The organism is Streptomyces ovatisporus (assembly GCF_042653885.1).
GTDB lineage: Bacteria > Actinomycetota > Actinomycetes > Streptomycetales > Streptomycetaceae > Streptomyces > Streptomyces ovatisporus.
In genome coordinates, this window is the sequence record NZ_JBHSFH010000007.1 from 111,889 (window position 1) to 128,615 (window position 16,727).

The 16,727-nt window shown below is 70.5% G+C and carries 11 protein-coding genes and 1 pseudogene; 1 reads left to right on the forward strand and 11 read right to left on the reverse strand.

The window, feature by feature from the left end; genetic code table 11:
- Positions 1–30: 30 nt before the first annotated feature.
- The 8 genes from tmk to bldG all read right to left on the reverse strand — a co-directional run bounded on the left by tmk (position 31) and on the right by bldG (position 12,965).
- The gene (gene tmk, locus ACFPA8_RS14325; protein WP_386447923.1) at positions 31–3,063 is read right to left on the reverse strand and encodes a dTMP kinase; all 3,033 of its coding nucleotides are present in this window, start codon (positions 3,061–3,063) and stop codon (positions 31–33) included.
- An 85-nt stretch (positions 3,064–3,148) separates the two neighbouring features.
- Complete coding sequence (gene topA, locus ACFPA8_RS14330; protein ID WP_386449435.1) at positions 3,149–6,013, reverse strand: type I DNA topoisomerase; 2,865 nt, start codon at positions 6,011–6,013, stop codon at positions 3,149–3,151.
- Between the two features lie 162 nt (positions 6,014–6,175).
- On the reverse strand, positions 6,176–6,385 hold the full coding sequence (locus ACFPA8_RS14335) for a hypothetical protein (RefSeq protein ID WP_386447926.1): 210 nt from the start codon (positions 6,383–6,385) through the stop codon (positions 6,176–6,178).
- Positions 6,386–6,510: 125 nt separating this feature from the next.
- A complete protein-coding gene (locus ACFPA8_RS14340) occupies positions 6,511–8,079 on the reverse strand; it encodes a DUF7059 domain-containing protein (RefSeq protein WP_386449437.1) in 1,569 nt (522 codons plus the stop codon).
- A gap of 60 nt (positions 8,080–8,139) precedes the next feature.
- Entirely contained in the window at positions 8,140–8,700 is a 561-nt protein-coding gene (locus ACFPA8_RS14345) for a small secreted protein (protein WP_386447928.1), read from the reverse strand.
- 209 nt (positions 8,701–8,909) lie between these two features.
- Positions 8,910–11,342 carry a sodium-translocating pyrophosphatase gene (locus ACFPA8_RS14350; RefSeq protein ID WP_386447931.1) on the reverse strand — a complete coding sequence of 811 codons (2,433 nt, stop codon included), beginning with the start codon at positions 11,340–11,342 and terminating at the stop codon, positions 8,910–8,912.
- Between the two features lie 731 nt (positions 11,343–12,073).
- The gene (locus tag ACFPA8_RS14355; protein WP_386447934.1) at positions 12,074–12,520 is read right to left on the reverse strand and encodes an ATP-binding protein; all 447 of its coding nucleotides are present in this window, start codon (positions 12,518–12,520) and stop codon (positions 12,074–12,076) included.
- 103 nt (positions 12,521–12,623) lie between these two features.
- Positions 12,624–12,965 (reverse strand): anti-sigma factor antagonist BldG, encoded by a 342-nt coding sequence (gene bldG / locus ACFPA8_RS14360; protein ID WP_019547857.1) that lies wholly within the window; start codon positions 12,963–12,965, stop codon positions 12,624–12,626.
- Between the two features lie 130 nt (positions 12,966–13,095).
- Here bldG and ACFPA8_RS14365 point away from each other — a divergent pair, with 130 nt between their 5' ends.
- The gene (locus ACFPA8_RS14365) at positions 13,096–15,603 is read left to right on the forward strand and encodes a DEAD/DEAH box helicase (RefSeq protein WP_386447937.1); all 2,508 of its coding nucleotides are present in this window, start codon (positions 13,096–13,098) and stop codon (positions 15,601–15,603) included.
- 114 nt (positions 15,604–15,717) lie between these two features.
- Here ACFPA8_RS14365 and ACFPA8_RS14370 read toward each other — a convergent pair.
- The 3 genes and pseudogenes from ACFPA8_RS14370 to ACFPA8_RS14380 all read right to left on the reverse strand — a co-directional run.
- Positions 15,718–16,029 (reverse strand): annotated as a pseudogene (locus tag ACFPA8_RS14370) (Rv3654c family TadE-like protein); the annotation flags it as partial.
- Positions 16,016–16,381: a TadE family type IV pilus minor pilin gene (locus ACFPA8_RS14375; protein ID WP_386447940.1), complete on the reverse strand. Its 366-nt coding sequence runs from the start codon at positions 16,379–16,381 to the stop codon at positions 16,016–16,018. The gene ACFPA8_RS14375 and the pseudogene ACFPA8_RS14370, both read right to left, overlap by 14 nt.
- On the reverse strand, positions 16,368–16,505 hold the full coding sequence (locus ACFPA8_RS14380; RefSeq protein WP_386447943.1) for a DUF4244 domain-containing protein: 138 nt from the start codon (positions 16,503–16,505) through the stop codon (positions 16,368–16,370). The genes ACFPA8_RS14375 and ACFPA8_RS14380 overlap by 14 nt, the downstream gene beginning before the upstream one ends.
- Positions 16,506–16,727: the final 222 nt, after the last annotated feature.

A 16,727-nucleotide genomic window follows, 5' to 3' on the forward strand; every position in this document is an offset into this window, starting at 1 on the left:
CACTCCGGCCCGGCCCCCGGGAGCGTCCGGTTACTTGCCGCCGCGACGCCGCTTCCGGCCGCTGTCCTCCTCGTCGTCCTCACCGGTGCCCAGCAACTCGTCCGCGAGCGACGGCACGTCGTCGAGCGGAGTCTCCTCTGCCCAGTCGGGACGTGGCCGCGACGACCGCCGCGCATCCGGCTCGGCGGGAGGCGAGGGCATCTCCCTCGTACGCTCCTCGTCGGCGTGCACACGCGGCAGCTGCGTCGTCTCCTCGTCCTGCCTGCCCGGCGAGCCCTGCCGCCCCGGCTGCGAGGTGTCCCGCAGCAGCGGGGCCTGCGGAGGAGTCCCGGGCAGCACCTGCGTACGCTCGGCCTCCCGCTCCTCGGCCGCCTCCCCGGGCTGCGGAAGCTTCGCGGTGTTGCCGTCCGAGCCGTCCGGGTCCGACCCCGTCTCCCGCGACCGCGACTGCTCCGCCCGCTGAAGCGCTTCCTCCGCCTTGCGCTGCTTCTCCTGGCGGCGTTCCTCGGCCTGGGCCCGCAGCCGCGCCTCCTCCTCGGCGAGACGCCGCTGACGGGCGATCTCCTCCGCCCGGGCGCGCTCCTCGGCCTCCCGCCGCTGACGCTCCTCCTGGGCGATCCGACGGGCCTCCACGGCGCGCTGCCGGGCCTCCTCGGCCCGGCGGGCCTCGGCACGCTGCCTCTCGAGTTCGGCCTCGCGCTGCTTGCGCTCCTCCTCCTCGGCCCTCAACCGGGCCATCTGCTCCTGGCGTTCACGTTCCTGGCGCTCTTCCTCAGCCTTGCGGGCGGCCTCTTCCTCCGCCCTGCGGCGCGCGTCCTCCTCGGCTGCCTTACGGGCCTCCTCGCCGGCCTTCACCTCGGCCTCGGAGAGGGGCAGCACCTGGTCGAGCCGGTGGCGTACGACCGTCGTGATCGCGTCCGGCGTCTGCGACGCGTCGACGACCAGATAGCGCGCCGGGTCGGCCGCGGCCATGGTGAGGAAACCGGAACGGACCTTGTCGTGGAACTCCGCGGATTCGGACTCCAGCCGGTCCGGCGCTTCGGTGAACCGTTCCCGCGCCGTCTCCGGCGAGACGTCCAGCAGCACGGTCAGGTGCGGTACGAGCCCGCCCGTCGCCCAGCGCGAGATGCGTGCGATCTCGGTCGGCGAGAGGTCGCGTCCCGCGCCCTGGTAGGCGACGGACGAGTCGATGTAGCGGTCGGAGATGACGATGGCGCCTCGCTCCAGGGCGGGACGCACCACCGTGTCGACGTGCTCGGCGCGGTCCGCCGCGTACAGCAGCGCCTCGGAACGGTGCGACAGTCCGGACTCGGAGACGTCGAGCAATATCGAGCGCAGCCGCTTCCCGACCGGGGTGGCGCCCGGCTCCTTCGTGACGACGACTTCGTGGCCCTTGGCCCGGATCCACTCGGCCAGGACGTCCACCTGCGTGGACTTCCCCGCTCCGTCGCCGCCTTCGAGCGCGATGAAGAAACCGCTCCCGGCCGGCGCCTCCTTGGGGTGGCCGCCGCCCAGCGCTTCGAGCAGGTCCCGTCGGAGAGTGACGCCCTGCCGGTCGTCCGTACGGCCGAGCACGAGGGCGGCTACGGGCAGCAGCAGCGCGCCGACGAGCATCAGCGTGAAGGCCGCGCCGCCGTGGTCGAAGACGAACTCGCCGCTGCCCACCCGGTGCGGGCCGATGAAGCCGGACGCCACAGGCGCGGCCAGGGCGCCCAGGGCGATCGCGATGCGGACGACGGTCTGCAGGTGCTCCGTCATACGGGACCGGTGGCTCAGCCCCGAGACGGGCCGGATGTCCTCCGTCTCCTGGTCCAGGAGCACGTGGCCCGACTGGGCGGCGATCCCGGCCGAGAAGCCGGAGATCAGCATCAGCACTATGCCGGTCGTGGCGTCCGTGACGAGCCCCGCCGCGAGCAGGGCGATGCCGGTGACGGCGATGGCCAGCGCGAGCAGCCGGCGGCGCGAGAAGCCCGGCAGGATGCGGGGCGCGAGGCGGATGCCCGCGGCCGTTCCGCCGGTGAGCGCGAAGACCTGGAGACCGAAGCTGACAGGGCCGCCGTCGAGATCCGCGGCCTGCAGCGCCGCCACCGCGACGGCACAGGAGATCGCCCAGGCGATCGCGGAGCAGGCCAGCACCAGCAGCGGAATCGCACCCGTGCGTCCCTTGTCCGGGCCGGGCTTCTCCTGCCCGGCCGCGGCTGCGCGGGGACGGCGCAGGCCCTCGAGCGGGCTGCGGGGGCGGGGGGTTCCCGAGTCGGGCAGTTCGAGGAAGTACACGACGGAGACCGCCGCCGCGAAGAGTCCCGCCGCGACGTACGCCCCGAGGGCCGCCTGGTGCGTGTCGAACCACTCGAAGGCCGAGCTGAGCAGCTTGCTGACGAGGGTGACCACGACCAGCGTGATGGCGGCGGCGGGCAGCGAGAGGAAGGTGCTGCGGAGCCAGAGCCTGCGCAGCGCGTCGTGATGGTCCGGCAGCGGCCGTACGGCGGAGCCCTCCGGCGGAGGTGCGGGCAGCAGTGCGGGGGCGGCGCTGTCCTTCGCGACGGTCCAGAAGCGTTCGGCGACGCCGAGCACGAAGGTGGTGATCAGGATCAGCGCGAAGGCGTCCCCCGGCGTCCAGTCGACCCACATGGGCGCCACGATCAGAGCGAGAGCGCGCAGCACATCGGTGCCGAACATCGTCCAGCGCCGGTCGAGAACGCCCTTGCCGGGCGCCATGAGCGCGGAGAGGGGCCCCAGCAGCACGGCGCCGAAGAGCAGCGTGGCCAGCAGTCGCGCACCGAAGACGGCCGTGATCACCAGGGCCATGCCGCGGTATCCGCCGCCGAAGACGGCTTCACCCCCCGCCGCCTGTACGGTCGCCGCCTGCAGGGCCAGCAGCAACAGCACCAGCAGGGCCAGCGCGTCTCCGATCCCACCAGTCAACTGGGCGCTCCACAGCCGCCGCAGCGGTCCGAATCGCAACAGCGCGCCCACGGCGCGCTCGCGGGATTCCGCGGCGAGTGCGTCGTCAGGGGCGTCAGAGGTGGGGTTCACGCCCGATGGCTGATCTGCTCGCGTCATGGCGGTCAGGGTATAGGGCGCCGCCGACGGCGTGTGGGGCCGCCCGAACAAACGGGCGGGACCTGCGCTTTGATGGCCGGCGGCCCTACTCGGTCGTGGTGTCGGAGGATGCGGAGCCCTTCGCCGCGGTCTTCGCGGTGGACTTCTTGGCCGCGGTCGTCTTCGCGGTCGTCTTCTTCGCAGTGGACTTCTTCGCGGTGGACTTCTTGGCCGTGGCCTTCTTCGCGGTCGTCTTCTTCGCCGTGGCCTTCTTCTTGGTGGCCTTCTTCGCCGGGCCCTTGGCCCGCTTGTCCGCCAGCAGTTCGAAGCCGCGCTCGGGGGTGATCGTCTCGACGTCGTCGTCCCGGCGCAGTGTGGCGTTGGTCTCGCCGTCGGTGACGTACGGGCCGAAGCGTCCGTCCTTGACGACCACGGGCCGCTCGGTCTCCGGGTCCGTGCCCAGCTCCTTCAGCGGCGGCTTGGCGGCGGCGCGGCCCCGCTGCTTGGGCTTGGAGTAGATCTCCAGCGCCTCGTCGAGGGTGATCGTGAAGAGCTGCTCCTCGGTCTCCAGCGAACGCGAGTCCGTACCGCGCTTCATGTACGGCCCGTACCGCCCGTTCTGCGCGGTGATCTCCTCACCCGTCTCCGGGTCGGTACCGACCACACGGGGCAGCGACAGCAGCTTGAGTGCCTGCTCGAGCGTCACCGTTTCGAGCGACATGGACTTGAAGAGCGAGGCGGTTCGCGGCTTCACCGCGTTCTTGCCGGTCTTCGGAGTGCCCTCCGGCAGGACCTCTGTGACGTACGGGCCGTACCGTCCGTCCCTGGCGACGACCGGACGGCCGCTCTCCGGGTCGGTGCCCAGCTCGAAGTCGCCGCTCGGCTTGGCCAGCAGCTCCTTCGCGAGCTCGACGGTCAGTTCGTCCGGCGGCAGGTCGTCGGGGACGTCGGCGCGCTGGCCCGGCTCGTCGGGCGAGGGCGGCGGTCCCTCGACGTACGGCCCGTACCGCCCCACCCGCAGGGTGATGCCCTCGCCCACGGGGAAGGACGAGACGCCCTTGGCGTCGATCGCCCCCAGGTCGGAGACGAGTTCCTTCAGACCGCCCAGGTGGTCGCCGTCGCCGTTGCCGGAGTCCGCGGCAGAGCCCCGCACGCCCTCGTCGGCGGCCTCCTCGCCGAAGTAGAAGCGGCGCAGCCAGGGCACCGACGCGGCACTGCCCGCGGCGATGCGGTCGAGGTCGTCCTCCATCTTCGCCGTGAAGTCGTAGTCGACGAGCCGTCCGAAGTGCTTCTCCAGCAGGCCCACCACGGCGAAGCTCAGGAAGGAGGGCACCAGGGCCGTCCCCTTCTTGAAGACGTAGCGCCGGTCGAGGATGGTGCTGATGATCGAGGCGTAGGTGGAGGGGCGTCCGATCTCCCGTTCCTCCAGCTCCTTCACCAGCGTGGCCTCGGTGTAGCGGGCGGGCGGCTTGGTGGCGTGCCCGTCGACCGAGAGGTCGTCGGCGGTGAGCGGGTCCCCCTCGGTGACGTGCGGCAGGCGGCGCTCGCGGTCGTCCAGCTCGGCGTTGGGGTCGTCGGAGCCCTCGACGTACGCCTTGAGGAAACCGTGGAAGGTGATGATCTTGCCGGTGGCGCTGAACTCGGCGTCCCGGCCGTCACTCGCACGACCGCCGACGCGCACGGTGACCGACTGGCCGGTCGCGTCCTTCATCTGCGATGCGACGGTCCGCTTCCAGATGAGCTCGTAGAGCCGGAACTGGTCGCCGGTCAGGCCCGTCTCGGCGGGGGTGCGGAAGCGGTCGCCGGAGGGGCGGATCGCCTCGTGCGCCTCCTGCGCGTTCTTGACCTTCCCCGCGTAGACACGGGGCTTGTCCGGCAGGTAGTCCGAGCCGTACAGCTGCGTCACCTGCGTGCGCGCTGCGCCGACCGCGGTGTCCGAGAGCGTCGTGGAGTCCGTACGCATGTAGGTGATGAAGCCGTTCTCGTACAGCTTCTGCGCCACCTGCATCGTCATCTTCGCGCCGAAGCCGAGCTTGCGGCTGGCCTCCTGCTGCAGGGTGGTCGTACGGAACGGCGCGTACGGGGAGCGGCGGTAGGGCTTGGACTCGACGGAGCGCACCGAGAACTGCGTGTCCGCCAGGGCGGAGGCGAGTGCGCGGGCGTTCTGCTCGTCCAGGTGCAGCACCTGGCCGGGGCTCTTCAGCTGCCCGTCGGAGCCGAAGTCGCGCCCCTGGGCGACCCGCCTGCCGTCGACGGAGCTGAGCCGGGCGCCGAACGTCCCCGGCTCGGAGGCGTCCGTGGCTCTCTCCGCGGCGAAGGAGGCCGTCAGATCCCAGTACTCGGCGGAGCGGAACGCCATGCGCTCCCGCTCCCGCTCCACGACGAGCCGCGTCGCCACCGACTGGACGCGGCCTGCCGAGAGCCGCGGCATGACCTTCTTCCACAGCACCGGCGACACCTCGTAGCCGTAAAGGCGGTCGAGGATGCGGCGGGTCTCCTGGGCGTCGACGAGGCGCTGGTTCAGGTCCCGCGGGTTGCGGACCGCGTCCTGGATGGCGTCCTTCGTGATCTCGTGGAACACCATCCGGCGCACCGGCACCTTGGGCTTGAGGACCTCGCGCAGATGCCAGGCGATGGCCTCGCCCTCACGGTCCTCATCGGTGGCGAGCAGGAGTTCGTCGGATTCGGCGAGAAGCTGCTTCAGCTTCTTGACCTGGTCCTTCTTGTCCGTGTTGACGACGTAGAGCGGTTCGAAGTCGCTGTTGACGTTCACGCCCAGCCGCGCCCAGGACTCCCCCTTGTACTTCGCCGGAACCTCGGCGGCACCGTTGGGAAGGTCGCGGATGTGACCCACGCTGGCCTCGACCACGTAACCGGGGCCGAGATAACCCTTGATCGTTTTGGCCTTGGCGGGCGACTCGACGATCACGAGTCGGCGCCCGCCGTTTGCGGGCTCGCGGGTCGGGGACAACTTCTCGCTCTTCTCTCCGGTCGGCATACGGCATCGGTAGCTCGGTATCGCTGCGGAGTGTGACGGTACCTCCCGCCTCCGTGTCAAACGGTAAAACTCCGCAACGCAACTCGAACGGTAACCCGACACCAATCGATCCTGCCGCCCGATACAGCCCGTTCCTCAGGCCGCGAGGAGGACCCAGCCGCCCGTGAGGAGCGAAATCACGCCGAAAACGACGGCCACGGCCGCTGCGGTGAAAGCCGGTACGCCGTGCGCCACCGGCAGGTGCGACCGCAGCCGCACACCGGTCCACAACAGCAGCGCCGTCCCGAACAGCGCCAGCGACAATCCCGCGAAAACGGACGGCGTACTCTCCATGCTGCTCTGCATGGCGCGCACCCTGGCACCGCAAGGCGACCCTGGTACGAACAGCAGGTGAACCCGCGAAGCCGCCTCCCCCGGCGCCGGGTCGACCCGGCGCCCTCCGGCACGGCCGGCCCGACGCGGACGGCCGCCTACTCCCCCGCCGTTCCGTCTTCTCTCGCCTCCACCGGCAGCAGGAAACCCTGCTCGACCAGGAGCCGGATGGCCCTGGGCGTACGGTCGCGCAGCAGCACCGGGTCCTCGCCCACCAGCTGCGCGATGGCGTCCAGAATCCGCCATGCGGGCAGCGAGCCGTCACACACCCCGGCGAATCCCGCCCCGACGGTGTCGACCTTGGTCGCCCGCCGCATGCCGCGGTGCTGACGCAGGACCACGTGTTCGGGGTCCTCGGCACCGGGCATGCCCACCTGTTCCTGCACGACCCCGTCGGCGAGCTGGAAGTGGCAGCCCAGGAGTGCCGCGTCGTCCGTCGCGCGCAGGAAGTCGTGCCGCTGGAAATGCTGCACGATCTCCTCCCCGAGAGGCTGCTCGACCGGATGCGGCCACTCCTCGACGAGGACCGCCGGATCGGCCGCCCCGCTCTTGCGCAGGGTGATCCAGCCGAACCCCACCGCCGTCGTGCCCCGCCGCTCGAACTCGTCCAGCCACTCGCCGTACCGGGCCGCGTATGCGGCGTCCCCCGCACGGTGATCGCCGGCGTCCCGCAGCCACAGCTCCGCGTACTGCGTGACGTCCTGCACCTCGCGCTGCACGATCCACGCGTCGCATCCGCGCGGCACCCAGGACCGCAGCCGCTCGTGCCAGTCCTCCCCCTCCCGGTGCTCCCAGTTGGCGAGCAGCTGGCAGTAGCCGCCCTGCGCCAGCCGGCCGGCGGCGCCGTCCACGAGAGTGCGGCACAGGTCGTCGCCGTCCATGCCGCCGTCCCTGTACGTCAGCCGGGCCCGCGGCGAGATCACGAACGGCGGGTTCGAGACGATCAGGTCGTACGGTTCGGCGTCGGCGACCGGTTCGAACAGCGGGCCCTGCCGGAACTCCGCTTCGGGGGCGCCGGAGAGCATGAGGGTGAGCCGGGCGAAGGCCAGGGCCCGGGGGTTGACGTCGGTGGCGGTCACGTGGCCGGCGTGCTGGGCGGCGTGCAGCGCCTGCAGCCCCGAGCCGGTTCCGATGTCGAGAGCGCGGGCGGCCGGTCTGCGGACCGTGATGCCCGCCAGTGTCGTGGACGCACCGCCCACGCCGAGGACGACGTCTCCGCCGAGCCCACCCGGCGCGGAGCCGACGCCTCCGGCCCCTGCCACGGCGCAGCCGAGGTCGGCGACGATCCACCAGTCCTGCCCCTCGGGACCGGAGTAGGGACGTACGTCCACAGTCGCCCGTACGGACTCGGCCGCCCCCGCCCGTCCCGGTTCCGTTTCGGCGCGGACGAGCCAGCCGCCGTCGAGGACGTCGTCGAGGGGAAGCGCCGCCCTTGCCTGGTCGTACGGAACGCTCTGCTGCAGCAGGAACAGCCTGACCAGTGTCGGCAGAGGTTCCGCTTCGCGTGTCGCGCGCAGCGCGGGCACGGTCTCGCTCCGGGCGAGTGCGGCGTAGGCGGGCCCCCCGAGCAGGTCCAGCAGGCCGTCGGCGGTGAAGTCAGCGCTGCGCAGCGCCTCCCGCAGTCGGCTGGTGCGTTCGAAGTCCGCTTCGGGAAGGCGTTCGCTGATACTCACGTCACCATTGTGTCGTCCCCCGGGCGCAGGCGTGCCGTCACGGGGGCGAAGATCCTAGACCTTCGGGGAGTTGGCGGGACGCTTGCAGCCCTGCTGATCGGCCATGGCCTTGCCGACGTCGCCGGACTGCAGCTTGCTCAGCGCCTTGTCGCCGCTCTTGCCGAGCGCGTCCAGCTTGGTGGCGACGCCCTGGAGGCCCTCGGCGAACTTCGCCTGGTCCTTGGTGTCCAGACCGTCGACGGTCTTGCGGAGCTGGCCGTACTTCTCGGAGATGGCGCGAAGTTCCTTCACCGCGTCCTGGTGCAGCTTCTCTCCGTCGTCCACGGGCGGCGGGCCGGCCTCGTCGACGGCGGTGCCGAGGGACTTGTAGGCGCCGGAGATCTTCTCGAACGCGGCCGCGTCGGTCTCCTTGACCTCTTCCGAGGAGCTCTTCTCCTTGGACGCCTCGTTGATGGAGGTGTTGGCCTCCTGGATCTTCTTGACCTCGGGCTGCACCTTGTCGCAGACCTTCTTGGCCCACGCGTCGGTCTCTTTGCCGCTGTCGTCGCTGCAACCGGTCAGCGCGAGTGCGAGCGCCGCGCCGCTGGAGAGTGCAGCCGCAACTTTCTTGTTCACCGGATCGGTCCCTTCCGTGGCTGTTCGGCCCGGAACATACACGCCCGGAGGCTGCACACGGCTAGTCGGGCGAGAATTCTGCGCCGCATTGTAGCCATTTGCACCACATACTCCGACGGGTTGTGGGCCTTCCCACACACGCACTCGGGCGGGCGGGGCGCCAACGCGCCTCGCCCGCCCGTGTGTTGACGGACCAACCTGCCCGAGGGTCAGGAAGCCGCGACCGGATCGGACGGCTTCGCCGTCCTATCGGCCTCGGTGCCCTCGCTGTCGCTTCCGCTCTCGGACGAGGTGTCGTCGTCGCTCATGGCGATACCGCGCCGCTTCGAGACGTACACGGCACCGACGACGATCGCCGCGGAGACGAGCGCGACCACTGTCCGCACGCCCGCGCTCGCGTCCTCGCCGTACGAGAACTGGATCACGGCGGGCGCGATGAGCAGCGCCACCAGGTTCATCACCTTCAGCAGCGGGTTGATCGCCGGGCCCGCGGTGTCCTTGAACGGGTCGCCGACGGTGTCGCCGATGATGGTCGCCTCGTGGGCCTGGCTGCCCTTGCCGCCGTGGTGCCCGTCCTCGACGAGCTTCTTGGCGTTGTCCCACGCGCCACCGGAGTTGGCGAGGAAGACGGCCATCAGCGTGCCCGTACCGATCGCCCCCGCCAGGAAGGCGGCGAGCGCACCGGCACCGAACGTGAAGCCCACCAGGATCGGCGACATGACGGCCAGCAGACCCGGCGTCGTCAGCTCACGCAGCGCGTCCTTGGTGCAGATGTCGACGACGCGCCCGTACTCCGGCTTCTCCGTGTAGTCCATGATCCCGGGCTTCTCGCGGAACTGCCGCCGGACCTCGTACACCACGGCGCCCGCCGACCTGGAGACGGCGTTGATGGCAAGGCCGGAGAAGAGGAAGACGACCGCCGCACCGAGCATCAGCCCGACCAGCGTGCTGGGCTGCGCGATGTCGAGAAGCTGCAGCATCTTGCCGCTGCTCTCCCCGGCCTCGCTGAGCGCGCTGACCATCTCCGTACGGTACGAACCGAACAGCGCCGCGGCGGCGAGCACGGCCGTCGCGATGGCGATGCCCTTGGTGATCGCCTTGGTGGTGTTGCCCACCGCGTCCAGGTCCGTGAGGACCTGGGCGCCCGCGCCCTCGACGTCGCCCGACATCTCGGCGATGCCCTGGGCGTTGTCGGAGACCGGACCGAAGGTGTCCATGGCCACGATGACGCCGACCGTGGTCAGCAGACCGGTGCCGGCGAGCGCGACCGCGAACAGCGCGAGCATGACGGTGCCGCCGCCGAGCAGGAAGGCGCCGTAGACGCTCAGCCCGATCAGCAGGGCCGTGTAGACGGCCGACTCGAGGCCGATCGACATGCCCGAAAGGATGACCGTGGCCGGGCCCGTCAGCGAGGTCCGGCCGATGTCCCGTACGGGCTTGCGGTTGGTCTCGGTGAAGTACCCCGTCAGCTGCTGGATCACTGCGGCGAGCACGATTCCGATGGCGACCGAGACGATCGCCAGCACACGCGGGTCGCCGCTGTGGTTCAGGATCTCCTGGGCGTCGTCCCCCGCAACGCCGGTCAGAGCGCCGTAGCTGGAGGGGAGGTAGGCGTAGGCCGCGATGGCGACCATCACCAGGGAGATCAGCGCGGAGATGAAGAATCCGCGGTTGATGGCGGTCATGCCGCTGCGGTCCTTGGCGCGCGGAGCAACCGTGAACACACCGATCATGGCCGTGATCACGCCGATGGCGGGGACCATCAGCGGGAACGCGAGACCGTCGTTGCCGAAGACAGCGGTGCCCAGAATCAGCGCGGCGACCAGGGTCACGGCGTACGACTCGAACAGGTCGGCGGCCATGCCGGCACAGTCGCCGACGTTGTCGCCGACGTTGTCCGCGATGGTCGCGGCGTTACGCGGGTCGTCCTCGGGGATGCCCTGCTCGACCTTGCCCACGAGGTCGGCGCCGACGTCCGCCGCCTTGGTGAAGATGCCGCCACCGACACGCATGAACATCGCGATCAGGGCGGCACCCAGGCCGAAGCCCTCCAGGACCTTGGGAGCGTCCGCCGCATAGACGAGCACCACGCAGGCCGCACCCAGCAGGCCGAGACCCACCGTGAACATGCCCACGACGCCGCCCGTGCGGAAAGCGATCTTCATGGCCTTGTGCGAGACGCTGGTCAGGTCCGCAGGGGGCGCCCCTTCTTCGGGCGTCGCCTCACGTGCCGCAGCAGCAACTCGTACGTTGCTGCGCACCGCGAGCCACATGCCGATATAGCCGGTGGCAGCGGAGAAAGCCGCGCCGACCAGGAAGAACAGCGAACGTCCAACACGCTGACCCATGTCATCGGCAGGCAACAGGAACAGCAGGAAGAAGACCACCACGGCGAAGATGCCGAGCGTTCGCATCTGCCGCGCGAGGTAGGCGTTCGCGCCTTCCTGCACCGCTGCTGCGATCTTCTTCATGCTGTCAGTGCCCTCGGATGCGGCGAGCACTTGACGGACCAGCACCACGGCGACGCCGAGAGCTGCCAGGGCGACTAGCGCGATCACGATGACGAGACCGCGGTTGGCGCTGGTCAGCACTGCGTCAGCGAGGTGCTGTTGATTCTGAGATGGGCTGAGGTGCCCCGCCATTCGTCCTCCTTGACGCTTGGCGCAGGGGCGCGCGGTTCGACGTACGGCTCCTGCTTGCAAAGATGTGGACGGATTGTAGGGATCAGCTCCAGATCAAAACAGAGCGCAGGATCGGCAATTCGCCTACACCAGCGGAGATCAAATGGAGTTCGTGTGGGGAATTAGCCCGGACGAGCTAGCCTTACAAAAATGCTGACGCTGTAAAAAATGATCAACACGGGCGCCGCACATGCCCCTCTTTTCCCATCAAAGCGGCTCAGAAAAGAGCCTTTCAGAGACCTCGCGGACGTCCGGCAGCCGAGCACGCGGAGGCTCGCATACGGGGGCGCGGACGCCCGAGAGCGGGTGTCACCGGGCTTGATGAAGATCCGGAAACATTTTGCGGCCGACGCGGAATGCTAGCTTCCGCATCCGTCTCTCCCAGCAGCCGCCCCCGGGGAGATGGACGGTGCCGGGGGGCTTGTCGCGCTGCGAGGTCGTGGACCGTCTCCAGCCGCTCATCCCCTGTCGCGAGGGCTGCCGGACGGGTGCGGTCCCCCGATGAGCGGGTCCCTCCGCCGCTCGTGCCGACGGCCGGCCGCCGCAAGCAGCCCGGGCCTGAAGCCCGGGCTGAGGAAATCGTGCAGCCTGCGAAGGGGGTTAGGGCACGTCGTTTGGATCTTCGCGGGCTCGCGACGCCCGAGCCGGCTCAGGGAAGAACCCGCTCAGGGAAGAACCCGCTCAGGGAACGCTCAGGGAAGGACCGGCTCCGGAGTCACCGGCCAGCTCATGCGGATCAGGCCGCCCTTGTCGTCCGTGGTCACTTCCACGTCGTCGACGAGACCGCTGATGACGGCCAGGCCCATCTCGCTCTCGGCTTCTTCACCGTCGGATGCCGCGGATGAAGCCGGGGCAGGCCCTGTGGAGCCACGGGCTCCGGCAGTCGCCGTGGGAGCCGCATCGCCGACCTCGATGGAGAACTTCTTCTCCTCCTCGATGAGCGCCACGCGTACGGGGGTGTCCAGGCCATGGCTCACATGCAGCCCGACGGCGCGGGAGCACGCCTCTCCGACCGCCAGCCGCACCTCGTCGAGCACGGCCTCGTCCACCCCGGCCCGCCGCGCGACTGCGGCGGCCACCAGCCTTGCCGTGCGCACGTGCTCCGGCAACGCGCTGAAGCGGAGTTCCACGATGGCCATGCCATCCCCCTCAGTCTTGCACTGTCACATTGCCGGGTACCGGGCTCGGCGAGCCCGGTACCTCCGGCGTCTTTCCGAATAGCCGGTCCGTCCGCGACGGACGTCAGTCGGTCGCGGCGACGGCCTCGTCCACGGAACCGTGGATGGGGAACACCTTGGTCAGACCGGTGATTCGGAAGATCTTGAGAATGCGCTCCTGGTTGCACACCAGGCGCAGCGAGCCCTCGTGGGCACGCACCCGCTTGAGCCCGCCGACGAGCACACCGAGCCCTGTGGAGTCCAGGAAGTCGACGCCTTCCATGTCCACGACGAGGTGGTAGCTGCCGTCGTTCACAAGCTCGACCAGCTGCTCCCGCAGCTTGGGCGCGGTGTATACATCAATCTCGCCACCGACCTCGACGATCGTGCGATCGCCTACGGTCCGGGTCGACAGGGACAGGTCCACGGATCCTCCAGCACCTTGCTATCGAGTCGTCCGCCCACTGAATTATCCCGGCCGAGGACAGGCCGGGACAGCGGGCGGATCGGCAGCCGCAGAAGCATTCAATCACTTACGGGCCTGCACGCACGACGCCTTGCGGTCATTGAGCGTCGCGCCGGGGACACCCTCGGTGCCCACGGCCGACCGACCGCATCTGGTCGCGACGAGCGTACGCTCACCTGCTGTGCCCTCCCGCAAGGTATCCGACAGTGATCCCCGAACGGTGCTCGCTCAACTCACCGCAGGGGAGGGCAGGGCTGCCCGCATCACCCATACGGAGCACTTGCCCCCGCGGATCGGCCGCCATGCGGATTGGCCCGGGCAGATCCGGCCTGAAGTGATCGATGCCGTAAGGGAGTCGGGGATCGACCGGCTCTGGCAGCACCAGGCGCGCACGGCCGAGCACGCCCTCCGGGGCGAGTCAGTGATCATCGCCACAGGCACCGCATCCGGCAAGTCCCTCTCGTATCTCATACCGACCCTGAGTGCTCTCCTCGACGGGGCGGACCCATCGGACGCGGACGGGGACGGGGACGGCGGACGTTCGCCGGCGCAGCGCGCCCAGCCGGCCGGCGGACCCCAGCAGCGCCGACGTGGCAGTACGGCCCTGTACCTGGCGCCCACGAAGGCGCTCGCAGCCGACCAGCGTCGCGCTGTGACGGAACTCGCCGCGCCGCTCGGCACGTCGGTACGCCCGGCCGTCTACGACGGGGACACCCCCTTCGAAGAGCGGGAATGGGTGCGCCTGTTCGCCAACTACGTGCTCACGAACCCCGACATGCTGCACCGGGGAATCCTCCCCGCGCACGCACGCTGGTCCTCCTTCCTGCGCTCCCTGCGCTACGTCGTCATCGACGAGTGCCACACCTACCGCGGTGTCTTCGGCTCCCACGTGGCCCAGGTGATCCGGCGGCTGCGGAGGATCTGCGCCCGGTACGGCTCGGAGCCCGTCTTCCTCCTGGCGTCCGCCACCTCGGCCGGGCCGGGCGAGGCCGCCACCCGGCTGACCGGCGTGCCCGTGACCGAAGTCACCGAAGACGCCTCTCCCCGGGGCGAGTTGGTCTTCGCGCTCTGGGAGCCTCCGCTGACCGAGCTGGAAGGCGAGCGCGGAGCGCCGGTACGGCGTACGGCCACTGCCGAGGCCGCGGAACTCCTGACGGACCTGGCCCTCCAGAGCGTGCGTACGGTCGCCTTCGTGCGCTCGCGCCGCGGCGCCGAGCTGATCTCCCTGATCGCCCAGGACCGTCTCGGCGCCGTCGACCGCCGGCTGCCGGACCGGATCGCCGCGTACCGGGGCGGCTACCTGCCGGAGGAGCGTCGCGCACTCGAACACCGTCTGCACACGGGAGACCTGCTCGGTCTGTCCGCGACGAACGCCCTGGAACTGGGTGTCGACGTGTCAGGGCTCGACGCCGTGCTCATCACCGGATATCCCGGCACACGTGCCTCTGTCTGGCAGCAGGCCGGGCGCGCCGGACGTACGGGCGAAGGGGCGCTCGCCATCCTGGTCGCGCGGGACGACCCCCTCGACACCTATCTCGTGCACCACCCCGAGTCGCTCTTCCGCACACCGGTCGAATCGACCGTCCTGGACCCGGACAACCCGTACGTCCTCGCTCCTCATCTGTGCGCGGCAGCGGCCGAGATCCCCCTCACCGAGGCCGATGCGGAACTCTTCGGGCCCGGCTGTCCGGCTCTGCTGCGGCAGCTGGAGGGACGCAAGCTGCTGCGCCGGAGGGGCGGGTCCTGGTACTGGACGCGCAAGGAGCGGGCGGCCGACCTCGCCGACATCCGCGGCTCCGGGGGAACGCCCGTGCAGATCGTGGAGGACGGTACGGGGCGTCTCCTCGGCACCGTGGACGCCGCGTCCGCGCACACCACCGTCCACGAAGGTGCCGTGCATCTGCACCAGGGCCGCACCTACGTGGTCAGGCGTCTCGACCTGGAGGACTCCGCCGCGCTCGTGGAAGAGGCGAGTCCGCCTTGGACCACGATGGCCAGGGACACCACTTCCGTATCCGTCCTCGAGACGGAGGCGGAGGTCCCCTGGGGCGACGCCCGCCTGTGCTACGGCACCGTGGAGGTGACGAACCAGGTCGTCTCCTACCTCCGCCGCCGCATGACGGGAGAGGTCATGGGCGAGACGAAGCTCGACCTTCCGCCTCGTACGCTGCGCACCCGCGCGGTGTGGTGGACCGTCACGGAGGACCAGCTCGACGCGGCGCGGGTCGGCCCGGAGATCCTCCCGGGGGCGCTGCACGCCGCCGAGCACGCGGCCATCGGTCTGCTGCCGCTCTTCGCGACGTGCGACCGCTGGGACATCGGCGGCGTCTCCGTCCCCCTGCACCCCGACACCCTGCTGCCCACCGTCTTCGTCTACGACGGGCAGCCCGGCGGCGCCGGTTTCGCCGAGCGGGCCTTCCGCACCGCCCGCGAGTGGCTGGCGGCAACCCGGGACGCCATCGCGGCATGCGAGTGCGAAGCCGGCTGTCCCTCGTGCATCCAGTCGCCCAAGTGCGGCAACGGCAACGATCCGCTGCACAAGCGGGGTGCCGTCCGGCTGCTCACGGAACTGCTCGAACCCACGCCCTCCGGGACGTAGGCGCACCGGCCACGGCCCTCTGCGTGGGGGAGCAGCGGCTGACGCAGGCGAGGCTTCGGCGCTGCCGGCGGCCCGGTGACCGTTGCCGGGCGTCACGTCCGGCGGTCCCGCCCTGGCCCGCGCCTCGGGCGCGTACGGGCCGGTCCGTACCCGCGCCGAGACGTCCGCGATCTCGCCGCGGACGGAGCACCGGACGAGACGGGCTCCTTGCACGGAGGCCACTCGACGGGCGGCGGCACATGCCCGGCGTTCGCCGTCGAGGGCACGGTCTGCGGCGGCGAGCGCCGACAGATCAGCCGCTCCGGCTGCGCGGTGCCGTACGGAGACGGCCTGTCCGAGCCCCAGCAGCACCGCGGTGACACCGCACAGCGCCACGCCGCTCAAGGCGGCCCAGACCGTCGCGGAACCGCGGTCACTTCTCAGCACGGCCGGTGCCCCCCGTCCCGTCCTCGGCCATGGCCACTGCTTCGGCGCTCAACGCGACCGACAGCGGTCCGGGACCGGATGAGCGTGCCTCGACGCGCACGCGCACGAAGTCGCCCTGGCGGAGCGTCTGCACGGTGGCCTCCTCAGGTGCGGCGGAGAGAGCGACGGCCCGCACCGCGGCCTCCTGCTCACCTCGTGCCGCCGCACGCGCGCCGACCCGCGCACCGTCGACCACCTGAATGTGCTGCGCGGCTGCCATGACGCCCCACAGCAGCATCCCGAACAGCAGTACCAGGGCCGGGACGACGACTGCCGTCTCCGCTGTGACGTAGCCGTCGTCATCGGCCGGCATCGAGTGCCCTCTCGATCAGTTGCTGCAGCTCGGCACTGACCGCACCGCTCGTCAGCACCTTGTAGAGCACGGCTGCGAACCCGCACGCGGCGATGGTCCCGACCGCGTATTCGGCGGTGCTCATGCCTGCGTCGTTCGTCAACTCGCGTCTCACAGCGAGCAGATGGCGGCGCCCCGCACCCCGCAGCCGATGCGGGGCGCCCCCGGATGCCGGACGGGCCGGACGCGCGGGACGGGCCGGACGGGCCGGACGGGCCGGACGGGCCGGACGGGCCGGACGGGCCGGACGGGCCGGACGAGCGGGACGAGCGGGACGAGCGGGACGAGCGGGACGGAGCTTCTTCGA